Source organism: Bradyrhizobium sp. USDA 3364 (assembly GCF_054056355.1).
The window spans coordinates 6,597,425-6,613,488 of sequence record NZ_JBSRYG010000002.1 but is presented as its reverse complement, the minus strand read 5'-3'; the positions used below and the strand labels follow the sequence as shown (position 1 = coordinate 6,613,488).

Here is a 16,064-nt window from a genome sequence, read left to right as displayed (position 1 = left end):
ACGACATGACCAAGCAGAGAGCAACTAACATCTCGATATCGACAGTCTCGGCCGCCCCCCTGCGCGCGGCCGTCGAAATAGAGAGCGGCAGCGTTGTGACGGCGTTCGAGATCGACGAGGAACTCGCACATCGCCTTTGTGCCGACCTTGAACGATTTCTCACCCAGGTTCCGCACCGAACCAAAGCAACGCGGGTCGGGTAATCCTTCCGCGAACAGTCGCTTGCCCGATGCCGATCCATCTTGTTGCCGATACGCGGTCCAGACTGTCTCATATCCAGGGCCTTCTCGGACCAATATTCGAGCTCACTTCCGAGCTGCTTGCCGCCGCTCGGCTGCGGAACGGAGATGTCGAGGCATTGGTCGTCAGGGCGGATCTACGCCTCGTCGAGAACATCGCTGCACTGAAAGGCATATCAAGCAGCCTGAAGCGCATCCCGAGGCGGATATTCATCATCGACCAGCGTACGCGCCTGGCGACGGTTCAGGCTTATGCCTCGGCGCGACGGATGTCTTCGTTAACCCGGTCAAGCCGTCGCAACTTCTGGCGAGGCTTGTCGACATTGAAGCACCATCGATCGTTCCGAACGATTTTCAATCGACCGTCGCAGAAGCCGCATCCGCAGGCGCGGCCAGTATCGCTGCAATGTTCTCGGCCGTGATGAACGGCTCGTCGATCGACGTCGCCGAAGCCCTGCGCGCCGGGGCGGGAATCGCCGACAGCATCGCCGAGAATGGCCTCTCCGATTGGTTGACGACCGTGCGACGCCACCACGAGGGCACCTACCAGCACTGCCTGCTGGTCACCGGTCTCGCGGTCGATTTCGGCATGAGCCTCGGCATGGGCAAACCCGATATCGAGAGGCTCTATTCGGCGGCGATGTTCCACGACATCGGCAAGGCGACGATTCCTCTCACGGTTCTCGACAAGCCGGCACGGCTTGACGACGCCGAGCGCGCGCTGATCCAGACTCACACCGTCGCCGGCCATACCGCGCTCAGGGCCACGCCAGGCATATCCGAGGAAATTCTCGACGCGGTCCGGCACCATCACGAATATCTCGACGGTAGCGGCTATCCGGACGGGCTGTGCGCCGAAAGTATCCCGGACATCGTGCGCATCCTCACCATAACCGACATCTTCGCAGCGCTGATCGAACAGCGGACCTACAAGCCGACGATGCCGCGGGACGAGGCCTTTGAGATCTTGATCGGTATGAGAGGCAAGCTCGAAAGACCACTGGTCATGGCGTTCAGGGACGTCGCCCTGCACCGCTGATCGCCCCTGCCTATTCCCGCTTGAAGCGATAGTCGAAGCGGTCGCCGTCCGCCTTGATCAGGCCGACGGTGGGGGCCGGAAAATGGATTGGCAGGATCAGCGTGTCGGTCCCGGCGACGGAGGCAAAGAATTTCCGCCGCGAGACCGCCGATTGCTTCGGGTCCCAATCGGGCTTTGCCGACCATTCCGGCTCGCGGCACTGGATCGCGTGGTGCATCAGATCACCGGCGACCACCGCGCGCTGCCCCTTCGAGAAGATGTTGACGCAGCAATGGCAGGGCGAATGGCCCGGCGTCGGCGTCAGCGTCACCGTGTCGTCGAGCGCATAGTCGTCGTCGACCAGGAGCGCCTGCCCGGCCTCGACGATCGGCAGGCAATTGTCGCGAAACACCGTGCCGGGCGGATTGGCGCCCTTGGCGTTCTCGGCCTCCCAGGCCGCATACTCACCCTTGTGGAAGACGTATTTCGCATTCGGGAAGGTCGGCACCCAGCGGCCGTCGCGCAGCGTGGTGTTCCAGCCGGTATGGTCGATATGCAGATGGGTGCAGAACACGTAGTCGATCTGCTCGTAGGTGATGCCGAGCGCGAACAGCTCGTTGCGCCAGCGCTCCTTGCCCGGGAAATCGAACGGCGGCGGATGTCCCTTGTCCTCACCGGTGCAGGTGTCGACCAGGATGGTGTGGCGCGGCGTCCGCACCACGAAAGTCTGGTAGGTGATCACCATCATGCCGCGCGCGGCATCGAACACCTCAGGCTCCATCGTCTTCAGATGATGCTTGAAGACATCGTCGTTGTAGGTCGGGAAGAAATCCTGCGGCCGCCGCCACGGCCCTTCGCGCTCGATCACCGCGTCGATCGTGATGTCGCCGATCCTGATCTGCTTCATGTCGTTTCGCTCCCGCTTTTTTGTGAAGCGTAGCGGGCGGCGTCTGGCCTCACAAGCCGAGCACCGCGTAACGTGCCATGCGGCTTTGCATTGCTGGTGGGAAATAGTCACGCCGCAATTCATCCGAAATGTTGCTCATGCTGTGGAGATGTCCCATCGCGCGATTCAGATCGCCTTCCTGATGCTCACGACGTTGCCGGCGGTGGCCGCCGCGCCCGACCCCGTTTTCTTTCCGAGCGCCGACGGCAAGACCGAGATCGTCGGCTATCTGTTCCGGCCGCCAACGCCGGGACCGCACCCCGCCATCGTGCTGCTGCACGGCCGCGGCGGCCCCTATTCGATCAACGTCAACAAGGACTGCACGCTTGTGTCGCGGACCGATCCGTCCGCGGCCTGCAATGCCGGCAACCTGTCCAAGCGCCACAAGATGTGGGGACAGTACTGGGCCGATCACGGCTATTTCGCGCTGCTGCCGGACAGCTTCGGGCCGCGCGGCAAGGCCCACGGCTTCGGCCGCTTCACGCATGACGACCCTGATCGCACCGACGTCAATGAAAAGACCGTGCGGCCGCTCGACGCCGAGGGCGCGCTGAGCTGGCTGCGCAGCCAGAAGGATGTCATTGGACATCGCATCTTCCTGCAGGGATGGTCGAACGGCGGCAGCACCGCGCTGAACGTGATCCAGCGGCAAGGCGCGGCCACGTCAGGCTATCGCGCGGCGCTGGCGTTCTATCCGGGCTGCGGACCGACGGCTCTGCTGGCGCAGACGCTGACATCGGCGGCACCGATCACGATGCTGCTCGGCACGGACGATGAGGAAGTATCGCCCGAGCGGTGCCAGGACGTCGCCCGCCGCTCGATTGCCGCCGGCGGCAAGGTCGACGTGGTGGTCTATCCGGGTGCGACCCACGACTTTGACGATCCCGGCCGCAAGCGCCACCCCGCCAACAGCGCGGCGCTCCGGGACGCGATGGTGCGGGCGATTGCCGCAGTCGACGGGTTGAAGGAATAGGCGCCGCAAATCGACCCAAAACGCCCCCTAGGCGGAGCGGCGATCCAGCAGGGAATCGACGAGCTTGGGCAGGAAATTGAAATACGCGGCAGCGACGATCGTTGCCGTCGCGGCCGGAATCTACTTCAACAACACGAGCCTTCTCGCAACCCGCGCCGGCGGCAAGCCCGTGCTGCTCGCCCATCGCGGCATGGCGCAGCGTTTCGACGAACGTGATCTCAAGAACGACACCTGCACCGCGGCGCGCATGCTGCCGCCCACCCATGACTATCTCGAGAACACGATCCGTTCGATGCGGGCCAGCTTCGATCGCGGCGCCGATATCGTCGAGTTCGACGTCCATCCGACGACCGATGGTGAATTCGCGGTGTTTCACGACTGGACGGTCGATTGCCGGACCGACGGCCAGGGCGTCACCCGCGAACAGCCGATGGTACGGCTGAAGATGCTCGATATCGGCTATGGCTACACGGCCGATGGCGGCAAGACCTTTCCGTTCCGCGGCAAGGGCATCGGCCTGATGCCGTCGCTGGATGAGGTGCTCAAGACCTTTCCGGATCGCCGGTTCCTGATCAATGTGAAGAGCCGCGATCCCGCCGAAGGCGAGAAACTCGCAGCGGTCCTGAACCGGCTCCCTGCCGAACGGCGCCGGCTGATCATGGTCTATGGCGGCGACGAGCCGGTCGAGGCGATCCGGCGGCTTGCGCCGCAGACGCGGACGATTTCGCGCGCGGCGATCAAGAGCTGCCTCGTCAGCTATCTCTCCTATGGCTGGACCGGCCTCGTACCTGATGCCTGCCGCAACGCCATCGTGCTGGTGCCGATCAACGTCGCGCCATGGCTATGGGGATGGCCAGACCGTTTCCTCAACCGCATGGCGGCGGCGAACAGCGGGGTCTTCGTCCTCGGACCCTATCGGGGCGGCGAATTCTCGACCGGTGTCGACGACGCCGACCTGTTCAAGCGGCTGCCCGAAAACTATTCCGGCGGTATCTGGACCAACGAGATCGAGACCATCGCCCGCCTCACCGGCCGGTAAATCCGGCGTCTTCTGTCATCTCACCGTAACAGAAATCGTGCGACTGAAACGGCTCGCCGTACCGAGGACAAACCTGATGACCGAACCGAAGCCTTCCCACCCCAAGCTCGCCGAAACCGTCATCGAGCCGACGGTCAAGCTGCGGGAGGTCAAGGTCGGGCGTTGCTGCGAAGTTCTCGGCGACACCGCGATTGAATACACCGAGCTCGGCGATTACTCCTATCTCGGCAGCGGCTGCATCGTCGCCGACGCCGTGATCGGCAAATTCTGCGCGATCGCGGCGCAGGTGCGGATCGGCGCGCCCAATCACCCGCTCGAACGTCCCTCGCAACATCGCTTCACCTACTGCCCGGAATACTACTCGGCCTCCGCCGAGCGGGATCATGACTTCTTCAGGAACCGGCGCGCGGATCGCGTCGTGATCGGAAACGACGTCTGGATCGGCCATGGCGTGATCGTATTGCCCGGCGTCACCGTCGGCGACGGCGCGGTGCTGGCCGCGGGCGCAGTGGTGTCGCGCGATGTCGCGCCCTACACCATCGTTGGCGGCGTGCCGGCCCGACCGATCAAGGAACGGTTCAGCCGCAAGATCGCGGCCGAGCTGTCGCAGATCGCCTGGTGGAACTGGCCGGCCGAGACCATCTGGGAGCGGCTGCCGGAGTTTCAGTCCGGCGACGTCGAAGCGTTCTGCGCGCGGTGGAAAGCTTGAGCTAGCTCCGCAGCCCCGGTGCTTCCTGGCCGGTACGTGCGACATATTCGGTATAGCCGCCGCCATACTGATGGATGCCGTCCGGGGTCAGTTCCAGCACGCGGTTGGAGAGCGCGGCGAGGAAGTGCCGGTCGTGCGAGACGAACAGCATGGTTCCCTCGAACTCGGAGAGCGCATTGATCAGCATCTCCTTGGTGGCGAGGTCGAGATGGTTGGTCGGCTCGTCCAGCACCAGGAAGTTCGGCGGATCGAACAGCATCTTGGCCATCACCAGGCGCGCCTTCTCGCCGCCCGACAACACCCGGCACTTCTTCTCGACATCGTCGCCGGAGAAGCCGAAGCAGCCGGCGAGCGCGCGCAGGGAGCCCTGCCCGGCCTGCGGAAACGCATCTTCCAACGACTGGAACACGGTGCGCTCGCCGTCCAGCAGGTCCATCGCGTGCTGGGCGAAATAGCCCATCTTGACGCTACCGCCGATCGCGACCGCGCCGTCGTCGGGCTCGGTTGAGCCGGCGACCAGCTTGAGCAGCGTCGACTTGCCGGCGCCGTTGATGCCCATCACGCACCAGCGTTCCTTGCGGCGGATCATGAAATCGAGCCCGTCATAGATGCGCTTGCTGCCATAGGCCTTGTGGACATTCCTCAGGCTGACGACGTCCTCGCCCGAGCGCGGCGCCGGCTGGAATTCGAACGCCACGGTCTGGCGCCGCCGCGGCGGTTCGACCCGCTCGATCTTGTCGAGCTTCTTGACCCGGCTCTGCACCTGGGCGGCGTGCGAGGCGCGTGCCTTGAAGCGCTCGATGAACTTGATCTCCTTGGCGAGCATCGCCTGCTGCCGCTCGAACTGCGCCTGCTGCTGCTTGTCGGAGAGCGCGCGCTGCTGTTCGTAGAATTCGTAATTGCCGGAATAGGTGGTGAGCTGGCCGCCGTCGATCTCGACCACCTTGTTGATGATGCGGTTGATGAACTCGCGATCGTGCGAGGTCATCAGCAGCGCGCCCTCATAGCCCTTGAGGAACTGCTCGAGCCAGATCAGGCTTTCGAGATCGAGATGGTTGCTCGGCTCGTCGAGCAGCATGACGTCGGGCCGCATCAGGAGGATGCGCGCCAGCGCCACCCGCATCTTCCAGCCGCCGGAGAGTTTTCCGACGTCGCCGTCCATCATCTCCTGGCTGAAGCCGAGACCGGCCAGCGCCTCGCGCGCGCGGCCGTCGAGCGCGTAGCCGTCGAGCTCCTCGAATTGATGCTGCACCTCGCCATAGCGCGCGATGATGTCATCCATCTCGTCGGCCTTGTCGGGGTCGGCCATCGCGGCCTCGAGTTCCCTGAGCTCGGCCGCGACCACGCTGACCGGCCCCGCCCCATCCATCACCTCGGCGACCGCGCTGCGGCCGGACATCTCGCCGACATCCTGGCTGAAATAGCCGATCGAGATGCCGCGATCGAGCGAGACCTGGCCCTCGTCCGGGATTTCGCGGCCCGAGATCATCCGGAACAGCGTGGTCTTGCCGGCGCCGTTCGGCCCGACGAGGCCGATCTTCTCGCCCTTCTGGAGCGCCGCGGAGGCTTCGATGAAGAGGATCTGGTGGCCGACTTGCTTGGAGACGTTATCGAGGCGGATCATTCGAATACTGGGGAACTGAGGGCTTGCGGCCTCTTATTCGATCTGGGACCTGGGTGGAAGCCCATTCCCGTGGGTTTCGCGCCGTGCGCTATGCATGCCACGATCGTTGCCGATCGAATATGACATGAAATCCTCCGGCGATCCGTTTTGGGGCATCATATGCAAGTCTGGTTTCTCTATCTCCTCGCGCTCGGCGCCGGCATCAGCGTTGCCACGCAGCAGGTCCTGAACGGCAATCTGCGCTCCGCCCTCAACTCACCGGCCTGGGCCGGTCTCGTCAGCTATCTCGGCGGGCTCATAACGATGGCGGTCGTGCTGGTCGCGACACGGGAGCCGGTGCCGTCGTGGAAACTGGTGACGGCTGTGCCCTGGTGGGCCTGGAGCGGCGGCATCCTCGGCGGCGTCTTCATCCTGTTGATGATCCTGCTGCTGCCGTCGCTCGGCGCCGCAACCCTGCTGGCGCTGGTGGTGGCGGGTCAGATGATCGCGGGTATCGCGATGGACCATTTCGGCGCGTTCGGGCTGGCGCAGCATCCCGTGTCGGTTTCACGACTGGCCGGTATCGCGCTGATCATCGGCGGCGTGCTTCTGATCAAAGACTGAAGACACCGCACGGCCCTTTCCTTGAGCATGATCTATTCGGAAAACCGCTTCTTTTCCGGATCATGCTCTACGCGCGGCGCATCAGCTGCAACTCGGCCGACAGGCGAAGGCTGCGCTTGCCGGCCAGCGCAATCCCTTCGAGCTCGGCGCCGTCCTCACGGCACGAGCCGGCGAAGCCGATCCCCACCTCATAACCGCCGAACACCGGATACTCGCCCTTCGCCGGCGTGTGCTCCTGGTTGACGATCTCGCCTCGCCAGCGGCCATCCGCCGACGAATACGAGCCGAGGTAGTAGAAGAACGCATCGCCGCCGAGGATGCGGCCATCCATCAGCAGCATCACGCCGGTCAAGCCGGCGTCAACGCCGTCAAGCGCGCGGAGCTGGATGGAATAGAGCCCGTTGACGATGCCACCTGGCCCGACTGCCCCGCGCGGCGGCAAGGCCTCATCATCGAGCGGCGCCAGATTCGCCCAGAACACGCCGTCCGGCATGGCGTCCGCCCTGCCCTCGAGCAGGATGGTCGAGCCCTCCGTCCGGCCCCGCACCTTGATGACCGCGACGTCGGCGCCCATCAGCGGCTTGAAGTTGGGATCGTCGTTGTGACGCTCGGTAATCACCTCGGCGGCAATTTCGCCCTTCGTTACCTGATAGGTGCCGAGATGGGCGAAGGCCGAATTGCCCCCCATCATCTTGCCGTCGTGCAGGCACATGATGCTGCGGCCGAATGCGCCGCTGATGCCGTACTCGACCTTGTAGAGCCCGTTGAGCACGCAAAAATCCAATAAATAAAATTGATTCTGTTCGCCACATAGCACCGGGTGGAAGGCTGCACCATTGCGTCTTTTGGCGCAGGCAAGCCGGCAATGTCCCGGTGTGGACAGCGGCCGATTCGTCGCTTAGCTGTAGGCGTCCGCCCGCGTTGTGCTGCGTCGCGCGGGATCTGCACTGCCGATTCTCTATTCTCCCAGTTCATTGTGTCCAAGCATTTGCGCCTTCCGCCAATGGTCGCGCGGCCGCACCCGGCCCTCGTCACTGGCGAGAGGCTCCGAGGAGCACCCCATGATCAATCGCATTGGCCTTGCCGCTGCTCTCGCGCTGCTGCTCGGCAGCAGCAGCGCCGCCCTCTCCCAGTCGCTGCCCGACTACATGACACCGATTTCGGGCAGGACCTCGTCCACGCCGGCTGATGTCGCCACCAAGGACGTGCTCGCGCTCAACACCGGCATGTTCGAGCTCTATGGCGATGCGGCGCGGATCTTCCAGAAGAACATCCTCGACAAGCACCCGGTGATCCTCGGCCTGTTCTCCGGCGCCGGCGGCCGCCTGATCCTGTACCGGCCGGGCAAGCCGCCGACCGACGCGCCGCAGGTGCCGATCGTCTATCAGCTGCTCAAGTCGGTCGGCCACAGCACGATGGCGCTGGCCGAGGTGGTCGGCCCCTACGTCAACAATCCCGACGACAAGTCGTGGCGCGGGTCGATGCAGGCCTATCGCAGCCGGATGCAGTCGGCGCTCGACGGGCTCGATGCCACGCCGATGCAGGCGGACTGGCGCGACAACAACCGCGCCATCCTCTCGAACAATATCGCCTTCATGGACGACTGCCTCACCGCCGGTGCCATCCCCTTCGCCAAGCTCGAGGCGTTCGGCAAGAAGCAGGCGCCATTGCTCGCCAAGAACGTCGCCTGGGCGGCGCAGACCCAGGTCGCGCACTGGATGACGGTCATGGCCGACTGGAAGACCCAGCTCGGCGCCGACTGGGACAAGACCTACGCTGCGAGCAACACGATCTATGTCGCACGGCAGAACAACGTGATCTTCAGCGTGCTGGCGCAGTTCTTTGGGCCTGATGCCATCAACAGCCGCCTGATGCTGATCGAGACGATCTCCTTCACCACGACGCCGTCGGACATGCTGGAGTCGCTGACCCGGATCATCGCCGACCGCTCGGTCGGCGCGCTGTTCTTCGGCAGCTATCATTTGATGGATTACGAATTGATGGGGGGTGATGCGCGCGAGGCGATCATCGCCGAGACCAAGAAGCGCGGCATGACGGCCTTCCTGCCGCCGCTGGTGCCGTTCGGTTCCAAGCAATGGCCGACGCTGATCACGCCGGGTCCGGGACCGGCCACCATCGCCGACCTCAAGTGAGGCCAAAGCTGCAAGCGAGCAGGCTACGACCTATTGCGGCGTTGCGATTGCGCACGTTTTGCCGCAATTCTTCTACGTGCATTGCTTCAATTTATAAACCTCGGCGCGATATGCCGTCGAAGCGTTGATGAGAGATCACACCATGCGGCCTTCGCGACGCGAATTCGTGAAGTGGTTGTCGGCGGGCGGCATCTCGGTCAGCCTGTCGCATCTGGCGCTTGCCAAGGAACCGGCCTTCGCGGCCCGCGAGATGCTTCCCGGGCGCGGCCATTTCAATCCGGCGGTCGCGGGCGCCGGCCGCGTCGACGGCGTGGCCAAGGTTACCGGCGCAAAGCTCTACGCCTCCGACTTTCGGGCCGCCGACATGCCGGGCTGGCCAGCGACGACCTCGCACGCCATCCTGGTCCGCGCCGATGACGCCACGCATGTCTATGCCGGCCTGGACCTCGCGCGCCTCGATGGTCCGGCGAAACCCGCGGTCGTCGTGACCGCGGCCGATCTCGACCGCATCGGCACGCGGGTGCCGGAGTTCTACACCGGCGACCTGTTCTGCCCCGTCGGCACGACACCGATCTATCTCGGACAGCCGGTCGCGCTCTTGATCTTCGAGCAGTTCGACGCCTTCGATCGCGCACGCCTCGCGCTGCGCGACGGCGGCTTCGTCAAGTTCGGCGACGAGACCGGTCCGGTGATCCTGCCGAACTATGGCGCGTATCGCTTCACCCGCGTGGCCGGCGCCACGCCTGACGCGCCCGACGTCTATTCGCCGATCCAGGCGGGCTGGGTTTCGCCGGGCCGTGTCCAGAACGCGGCGCTGCCGGTCTGGCTGCCGCTCGCCAAGGAGACCAAGGCCGACTACGCCAGGGCCGCGACCCATGGCGAAGCGATCCGCGCCCAGCTTGCCAAGGACGATCCGTCGCAGCTCGTGCTCGACCGCGAGTTCGAGACCCAGTCGGTCGATCCGATGTTCCTCGAGCCCGAGAGCGGGCTTGCCTGGTACAGCGGCAGCAGCGGCAATCTCGAACTGGTGCTCGGCGTGCAGTCGCCCTATGAGGCGACCGAGTCGATCGCCTTCATGCTCGGCAAGGCACGGCCCCCGTTCCGCCCCTCCCACATCAACGCGCAGTTCGCCCATGTCGGCGGCGGCTTCGGCGGCCGCGACCACACCCCGTTCGTGCTCTACGTTGCGCTGGCGGCGATGTTCTTCCCGGGCCGGCCGGTGCGGCTGGCGCAGGACCGCTACCAGCAATTCCAGGGCGGCATCAAACGCCACCCGATCAAGATGCGCTCGCGGATCGGCATCGATCGCAGGAGCGGCAAGATCACGGCGTTCGCCGCCGATCACGTGCTCGACGGCGGCGGGCTCGCCAACTTCTCCGCCAATGTCGCTACCGTCGCCGCGACCGCGGCGATCGGGATCTACGACGTCCCGAAGGTCGACGTCACCACCGTGGCGCTGCATTCGCGCGGCGTGACCGCGGGCTCGATGCGCGGTTACGGCACGCTGCAGACCATGACCGCGCTCGAAGTCTTGATCGACGAAGCGGCCGGCGAGCTCAAGGTCGATCCGATCGCGTTCCGCCGCAACAACGCGCTGAAGCAGAACGGCCGGACCATGACCGGCAATCCCTACATCGTGTCGGTACGGACACCCGAGATCCTCGACAAGCTCGAGAAGCATGCGATCTGGCAACAGCGCGCCGAGTTCAAGCAGAAGGCGCCGGAGGGACGGCTGGTCGGCACCGGTCTCGCCTGCGTCACCAAGGATTACGGCGCCGGCGCGGATTGCTCGCTCGGCCGGGTCGAGATCGATCCCGAGGGACGGATCGCAATCCACTGCGATCACGTCGAGATGGGCAACGGCATCGGCACCGCGCTCGCCAACCGGGTCGCAGGCCATCTCGGCGCCATCGCCGATGAGGTCGCGGTCTCCCGCGTCGACAGCTACGACGCGCTCGGCGTCGTCACCTCCGGCGATCCCTACACGATGGATCAGAAGACCCAGGATCTCGCCGGGAAGAACCCGCGCTGGGTGCCCGCGATCAGCTCGGCGACCAGCGCCTCGATCGGCGCCCATGTCGGCACGCATTCCGCGGCCGAGGCGGCTCGCATCATCTTCCGCTTCGGCCTGTGGCCGGCGGCGCTCGAGCTCTGGCGCATCGGCAAGGCCGATCCCCGCCGCCCGGCAATGGGACAAAGCGCGCTGGCGGAACGGGCAGCTCGTGCTTGACGATCTTCCGCCGCTGCCGTTGCCGCAGCTTGCGGCAACCGCGCATGCGCGCGGCTTCGTCACCGGCGCGGTGGCGCACAGCTTCTCGCGTTGGGCCTGGTCGCGCGCGCGCTTCCCGCTGTTCGGCGAGCAATACCGCGCCGAGATCGACGCGCTCGCCATTCGTCGCGGCCGGAGCCAGTTCGAGCGGATCGACCGAACAAGCGTGAAATTCCCGCCGACCGACAACAACCGGATCGGTACGTCCTACACCTCGATGTGCGGAACGCTGGTCCGCGTCGAGATCGAGCGTTCAACCGGCATCTTGCGGATCGCCAAGGCCTACAGCGTGCTCGAGTGCGGCCAGGCGCTGGTGCCTGAGGTCGTGCTCGGCCAATCCCAAGGCGGCTTCGCGATGGGCGTCGGCTACGCGCTGCTCGAAACCCTGCCGCCGTTCGAAGGCGGGCCCGGCAACGGGCAGTGGAATCTCGGCCAGTACCTGATCGCGCGCGGCTCCGACCTGCCGCTGCACGATCTCGAGATCGAGATGCTGGCGCCGCTGACGCCGGACGAACCGCCGAAGGGCATGGCCGAGGTGGTGATGATCCCGATCGTGCCGGCGCTGCTCAACGCCATCAACGACGCCACCGGCCACCGCTTCCGCTCGTTGCCGGTGACATCGGCCTTGCTCAAGGGAGCGCTTGCGTGACGACGCTCAACCTCACCATCAACGGCAGGAAGCGCGGCCCGGTCGAGGTCCGCGACGACCTCTCGATGAACGATTTCCTGCGGGAAATGCTCGGCATGACCGGCACCAAGTTCGGCTGCGGCGCCGCGCAATGCCTGAGCTGCGCCATCATCGTCGATAATCCCGACGGCACCAGCTACACCACGCCGACCTGCATCGTGCCGGCGGCGAATTTCGACGGCATGGCGATCCGCACCGTCGAGGGGCACGCCAGGGACGGCGAGCTCTCGGCCTTGCAGCGCGCCTTCATCGACCACTTCGCGTTCCAGTGCGGCTATTGCACGGCCGGCTTCCTCAACGAGGGCCAGGTGCTGCTTGAACGGCTGGCGAAGACGCCGGTGGCGCGGGACCAGCTCGAGAGCGTCATCGCGGACGCGCTCGACGGTCATCTGTGCCGCTGCACCGGCTACATCAAATATCACCAGGCGGTGCGCGACGTAATCCTCGCCGATTCCAAACGCTATCTGACCGCCAACAAATGAGACTGCGCGCGATGCCATCGGAAACCCGGTTTCGGATCATCGCAGTGCTGACGGCGCTCGCGACCAGCCTGTGCGCCGGCTACGCGGCATCGGAGAGCGCAAGCCATGCCCTCGCCTCGCCGGAGAGCTTTGCAGGGATAGAGAATGTCGAGCAGCGCTCCGCGGCGATCTTCACCGAGCTCGGCAAGGTCCTGACCCATCCGCGCTGCACCAATTGCCATCCCGCCGACGACAGCCCGCGCCAGGGCGACATCAGCCGCATGCACCAGCCGCCGGTCACACGCGGCGCCGACGGCCACGGCACCAGCGCGATGCGCTGCTCGATCTGCCACCAGCACGCCAATTTCGATCCCGGCCGGGTTCCGGGCCATCCGGAATGGCACCTCGCGCCGCGCGAGATGGCGTGGGCCGGCAAATCCATCGGCGAGATCTGCGCACAAATCCGGGACCCCGCGCGCAATGGCGGCCGCAAGGTCGAGGAGCTGATCGAGCATATCGGCAAGGACACGCTGGTGGGCTGGGCCTGGCATCCCGGCTTCGGCCGTACGCCGGCACCGGGCACGCAGCAGCAGGCCGGCGCGCTGGTCGAGGCCTGGGTCAAGACCGGCGCGGCCTGCCCCGCGCCGTGAGCTTCCGGGAACGCTATCGCTCTATAGCTTTCTGTTTGAGCATGATCCTTTCGGAAAACCGCTGCACACTTTCCGGATCATGCCCTAGTGCCGCTTGAAATACTGCACGTCGCGCTCGTGCTTCTCCGCCGCCGCGCGCGACTTGAAGGTGCCGAGGTTGCGGCGCTTGCCGGTCTTCGGATTGACCTTGCGGGAGTACAGCCGGTACTCGCCGGAACGCAGTTTGCGGATCATGACATCGCCTCGCCTTTCACATCTCAACGAGATGCTGCGGCGAGCGTTCCAGTCTGACTAGAAGCAGAGATTAGTCACCGGATTGCCGCGCTTGTCCTTGATGACATAGGGACAGCGAGCCCGCTCCAGCGCCTTCTTGGCGTCCTCATCGCCGAGCGCGGCCGCCCGCTCGTAATAGGCCTTGGCCGCATCGCTATCCTTCGGCCCGCCGCGGCCGGCCTGCGCGAACGCACCCATCCGCTCCAGCGCGCCGGGATGGTTCTGGGCCGCCGCCTTCTCGAACAACGCCCGCGCGCCGGCATCGTCCTGCGCGCCGCCCTTGCCCTCGGCCAGCATCATGCCGAGCTGATACTGCGCCTCCGCATTGGTCTCGGCCGACTTGGCGAGCAGTTCGCGCGCGCGTGCCGGATCAGCCGCCGCGCTGCCGCCGAGTGCGGCGAGATTGCTGACGCCGCGCGCATTGCCGGCCTGCGCCGCGCGCTCGAACAATTTGCGCGCCTGAGTCTCGTCCTTGGCGACGCCGGTGCCGTTGCCATAGAGCACGCCGAGCTCGACCATCGCCGATGTCGAGCCCTTGTCGGCCGCCTTGCGCCAGGCGCTTGCCGCTTCTCCGGTCTGCCGGTTGGCGGCATAGGCGCGGCCGAGCTCGTACATCGCGCGGCGCGACGATCTTGCCGCCACCGCGCAATATTTGATCGCGGTCGCGATATCTGCCGATGCGATCTCGGGCACGCCCTTCACGTCGGCCGGCTTGTCGGGATCGGTGGGATCGGCAGCGAGCCGGTCGCACAGCACGAGATCGGCCTATTGCGCATGGACAAGCGCCGGAGCGGCCAGCGCTCCGACAACGACAATGGCCTGGAGTGGTTTGAACATGGCCGGCAGGTTGCGTCGCTGTGCGGGCAAATTCAAGGCTCGAGCCCGGTCTCGCGCAACACCGGCGCGACCTCGGTTGACGACAGATAACGCAGCAGATGGTCGGCGGCCTCTGCGCGCTGCGACACCGCCATACACCCCGCGGAAAACACCGCCGGCGTCTGCAAATTCACGGGAATCGGCCCGACGACCTCGATGCCATCGATCTGCTTCAACTCGCTGATCTGCTGGATTGCGAGATCGGCTTCACCGCTGACGAGCTTTTCCGCGGTGAAGCCCACGGGAATGATCACCGCACGCGCGTTGATCGCCTCCGCAATGCCGAGACGCGCGATCAGCTGCGCGAACAGGATGCCGCTGGCACCGAGCCGCGAATAGGCCACCGCACGCGCGCCGAGCAGCGCCGTCCGCAGCGCGGCTTCGGTCGCGATGTCGGGATGAACAGCGCCCGCCTTCACCGCGACGCCGACATAGGAGCGCGCGAGATCAACGGCGCTCTCCCCGCGCCACGCGGCCCTCGCCGATCATCTCGTCGAGGCCTTCGCGGGTCAGGATGACGAGATCGGCACCCTCGCCGCCGCGCAGGCGCTCGAGCAAGGCCAGCGTCGGCGCGAAATCGGCGTCGATCGCAACACCGCTCGCCGCCTGATAGGCGGCGGCAAGCCGCGCGACCGCGCCCTTCAGCGCCAGCGTCGAGAGCACGCGAACCGAATTGCCCATTCCGCTCACGCCCGCCGCATCAGCTTGAGCGCGGCCGTGAGGCGTAGGCTGCGCTTGCCGGCGAGCGCGGTCGCGTCGAGCACGGCGCCTTCCGCGTCACAGGTGCCGGCGAAGCCGATGCCGACCTCGTGGCCGCCGAAGATCGGGTTCTCGCCCATCGCCGAAGTGTGCTCCTGATTGAGGATCTGGCCCTTCCAGCGGCCTTTCTCCGAGGTGTAGGTGCCGAGATAGTAGAAATGTGCGTCGCCGCCAAGGATGCGGCCGTTGTTCAGCAGCATCACCCCGGTGAGGCCGCCATCGACCCCGTCGAGCATGCGGATGTGGATCGAATAAAGCCCGTTGATGACGCCGCCCTCGCCGACCCCGCCGGCGATCGGGATGTCCTCCCCGGTGATCGGTGTCATCACCGACTGGAACGGAACGCCCGGCAATTCCTTCAACTCGCCCTTGAAGCGGTAGAGACCGCCGTCGGGCCAGCCTTTGGCGATCAGCGTCGCATCATCGGTGCCGGCCATCGCGCGGTAGTTCGGATCGGGGTTGTGGCGGACGGTCTGGATCTCGACCGTGACGTCGTCGCCGGCTTTCTCATAGGTGCCGATATGGGCGAACGCCGAGTTGCCGCCGAGCATCTTGCCGTCGCCGACATACATCACGCTGCGGCCAACTGCGCCGCCCAGTTCGAACCGGACCTTGTAAAACCCCTCAAACAAGCGCCGTGTCCCCGGCAGCCAAGATGTACCCGTTATCTAGCGCGGTTCATAACGCCGCGAAACCGCTTTCGGACCGGGGGCCGCAGGCAAACGCTGCCGTTAAAATGCAAGGGTCCGCCAAGGCAGTCGCCCTGGCGGACCCGATTGCGGTA

General features: G+C 65.5%; 15 protein-coding genes and 2 pseudogenes. 10 read left to right on the top strand and 7 right to left on the bottom strand.

The features are described 5' to 3' along the window. Positions 1-5 precede the first annotated feature (5 nt). Both ACVILL_RS30890 and ACVILL_RS30885 read left to right on the top strand, forming a co-directional pair. Entirely contained in the window at positions 6-203 is a 198-nt protein-coding gene (locus tag ACVILL_RS30890) for a hypothetical protein (protein WP_456732509.1), read from the top strand. Between the two features lie 442 nt (positions 204-645). Continuing rightward, on the top strand, positions 646-1,278 hold the full coding sequence (locus ACVILL_RS30885; RefSeq protein ID WP_456732508.1) for an HD-GYP domain-containing protein: 633 nt from the start codon (positions 646-648) through the stop codon (positions 1,276-1,278). A gap of 10 nt (positions 1,279-1,288) precedes the next feature. Here the strand turns inward: ACVILL_RS30885 and ACVILL_RS30880 are convergent, their stop codons facing one another. Beyond that, complete coding sequence (locus ACVILL_RS30880) at positions 1,289-2,164, bottom strand: MBL fold metallo-hydrolase (protein WP_456732507.1); 876 nt, start codon at positions 2,162-2,164, stop codon at positions 1,289-1,291. A 148-nt stretch (positions 2,165-2,312) separates the two neighbouring features. On the opposite strand from ACVILL_RS30880, the gene ACVILL_RS30875 reads away from it, so the two are divergent. The 3 genes from ACVILL_RS30875 (at position 2,313) to ACVILL_RS30865 (ending at position 4,924) form a co-directional block, all read left to right on the top strand. Then, on the top strand, positions 2,313-3,176 hold the full coding sequence (locus ACVILL_RS30875; protein ID WP_456732506.1) for a dienelactone hydrolase family protein: 864 nt from the start codon (positions 2,313-2,315) through the stop codon (positions 3,174-3,176). 64 nt (positions 3,177-3,240) lie between these two features. Further along, positions 3,241-4,215 (top strand): glycerophosphodiester phosphodiesterase family protein, encoded by a 975-nt coding sequence (locus ACVILL_RS30870; protein WP_456732505.1) that lies wholly within the window; start codon positions 3,241-3,243, stop codon positions 4,213-4,215. Positions 4,216-4,291: 76 nt separating this feature from the next. After that, positions 4,292-4,924 carry a DapH/DapD/GlmU-related protein gene (locus ACVILL_RS30865; protein WP_456732504.1) on the top strand — a complete coding sequence of 211 codons (633 nt, stop codon included), beginning with the start codon at positions 4,292-4,294 and terminating at the stop codon, positions 4,922-4,924. Position 4,925: 1 nt separating this feature from the next. On the opposite strand, the gene ACVILL_RS30860 is transcribed toward ACVILL_RS30865, so the two are convergent. Then, complete coding sequence (locus ACVILL_RS30860; protein ID WP_456732503.1) at positions 4,926-6,548, bottom strand: ABC-F family ATP-binding cassette domain-containing protein; 1,623 nt, start codon at positions 6,546-6,548, stop codon at positions 4,926-4,928. 159 nt (positions 6,549-6,707) lie between these two features. Here ACVILL_RS30860 and ACVILL_RS30855 point away from each other — a divergent pair, with 159 nt between their 5' ends. Then, complete coding sequence (locus ACVILL_RS30855) at positions 6,708-7,151, top strand: DMT family transporter (protein ID WP_456732502.1); 444 nt, start codon at positions 6,708-6,710, stop codon at positions 7,149-7,151. Between the two features lie 67 nt (positions 7,152-7,218). Here the strand turns inward: ACVILL_RS30855 and ACVILL_RS30850 are convergent, their stop codons facing one another. Further along, a complete protein-coding gene (locus ACVILL_RS30850) occupies positions 7,219-7,923 on the bottom strand; it encodes a GrlR family regulatory protein (protein WP_456732501.1) in 705 nt (234 codons plus the stop codon). A 289-nt stretch (positions 7,924-8,212) separates the two neighbouring features. On the opposite strand from ACVILL_RS30850, the gene ACVILL_RS30845 reads away from it, so the two are divergent. From ACVILL_RS30845 to ACVILL_RS30830, 4 genes and pseudogenes are all read left to right on the top strand, one after another. After that, positions 8,213-9,304 (top strand): hypothetical protein, encoded by a 1,092-nt coding sequence (locus ACVILL_RS30845; RefSeq protein WP_456732500.1) that lies wholly within the window; start codon positions 8,213-8,215, stop codon positions 9,302-9,304. A 142-nt stretch (positions 9,305-9,446) separates the two neighbouring features. Then, a pseudogene (locus tag ACVILL_RS30840) lies at positions 9,447-12,222 on the top strand (xanthine dehydrogenase family protein molybdopterin-binding subunit). After that, a complete protein-coding gene (locus ACVILL_RS30835) occupies positions 12,219-12,743 on the top strand; it encodes a (2Fe-2S)-binding protein (RefSeq protein ID WP_456732499.1) in 525 nt (174 codons plus the stop codon). Before ACVILL_RS30840 ends, ACVILL_RS30835 begins: the two are co-directional and overlap by 4 nt. Before the next feature lie 11 nt (positions 12,744-12,754). Next, the gene (locus ACVILL_RS30830; protein ID WP_456732498.1) at positions 12,755-13,372 is read left to right on the top strand and encodes an Isoquinoline 1-oxidoreductase subunit; all 618 of its coding nucleotides are present in this window, start codon (positions 12,755-12,757) and stop codon (positions 13,370-13,372) included. 84 nt (positions 13,373-13,456) lie between these two features. On the opposite strand, the gene ACVILL_RS30825 is transcribed toward ACVILL_RS30830, so the two are convergent. From ACVILL_RS30825 to ACVILL_RS30810, 4 genes and pseudogenes are all read right to left on the bottom strand, one after another. Further along, complete coding sequence (locus ACVILL_RS30825; RefSeq protein WP_016843021.1) at positions 13,457-13,606, bottom strand: hypothetical protein; 150 nt, start codon at positions 13,604-13,606, stop codon at positions 13,457-13,459. A gap of 57 nt (positions 13,607-13,663) precedes the next feature. After that, positions 13,664-14,401: a tetratricopeptide repeat protein gene (locus ACVILL_RS30820; RefSeq protein WP_456732497.1), complete on the bottom strand. Its 738-nt coding sequence runs from the start codon at positions 14,399-14,401 to the stop codon at positions 13,664-13,666. 113 nt (positions 14,402-14,514) lie between these two features. After that, a pseudogene (locus ACVILL_RS30815) lies at positions 14,515-15,202 on the bottom strand (substrate-binding domain-containing protein). A gap of 5 nt (positions 15,203-15,207) precedes the next feature. Beyond that, positions 15,208-15,912 (bottom strand): GrlR family regulatory protein, encoded by a 705-nt coding sequence (locus ACVILL_RS30810; protein ID WP_456732496.1) that lies wholly within the window; start codon positions 15,910-15,912, stop codon positions 15,208-15,210. Between the last annotated feature and the right edge of the window lie 152 nt (positions 15,913-16,064).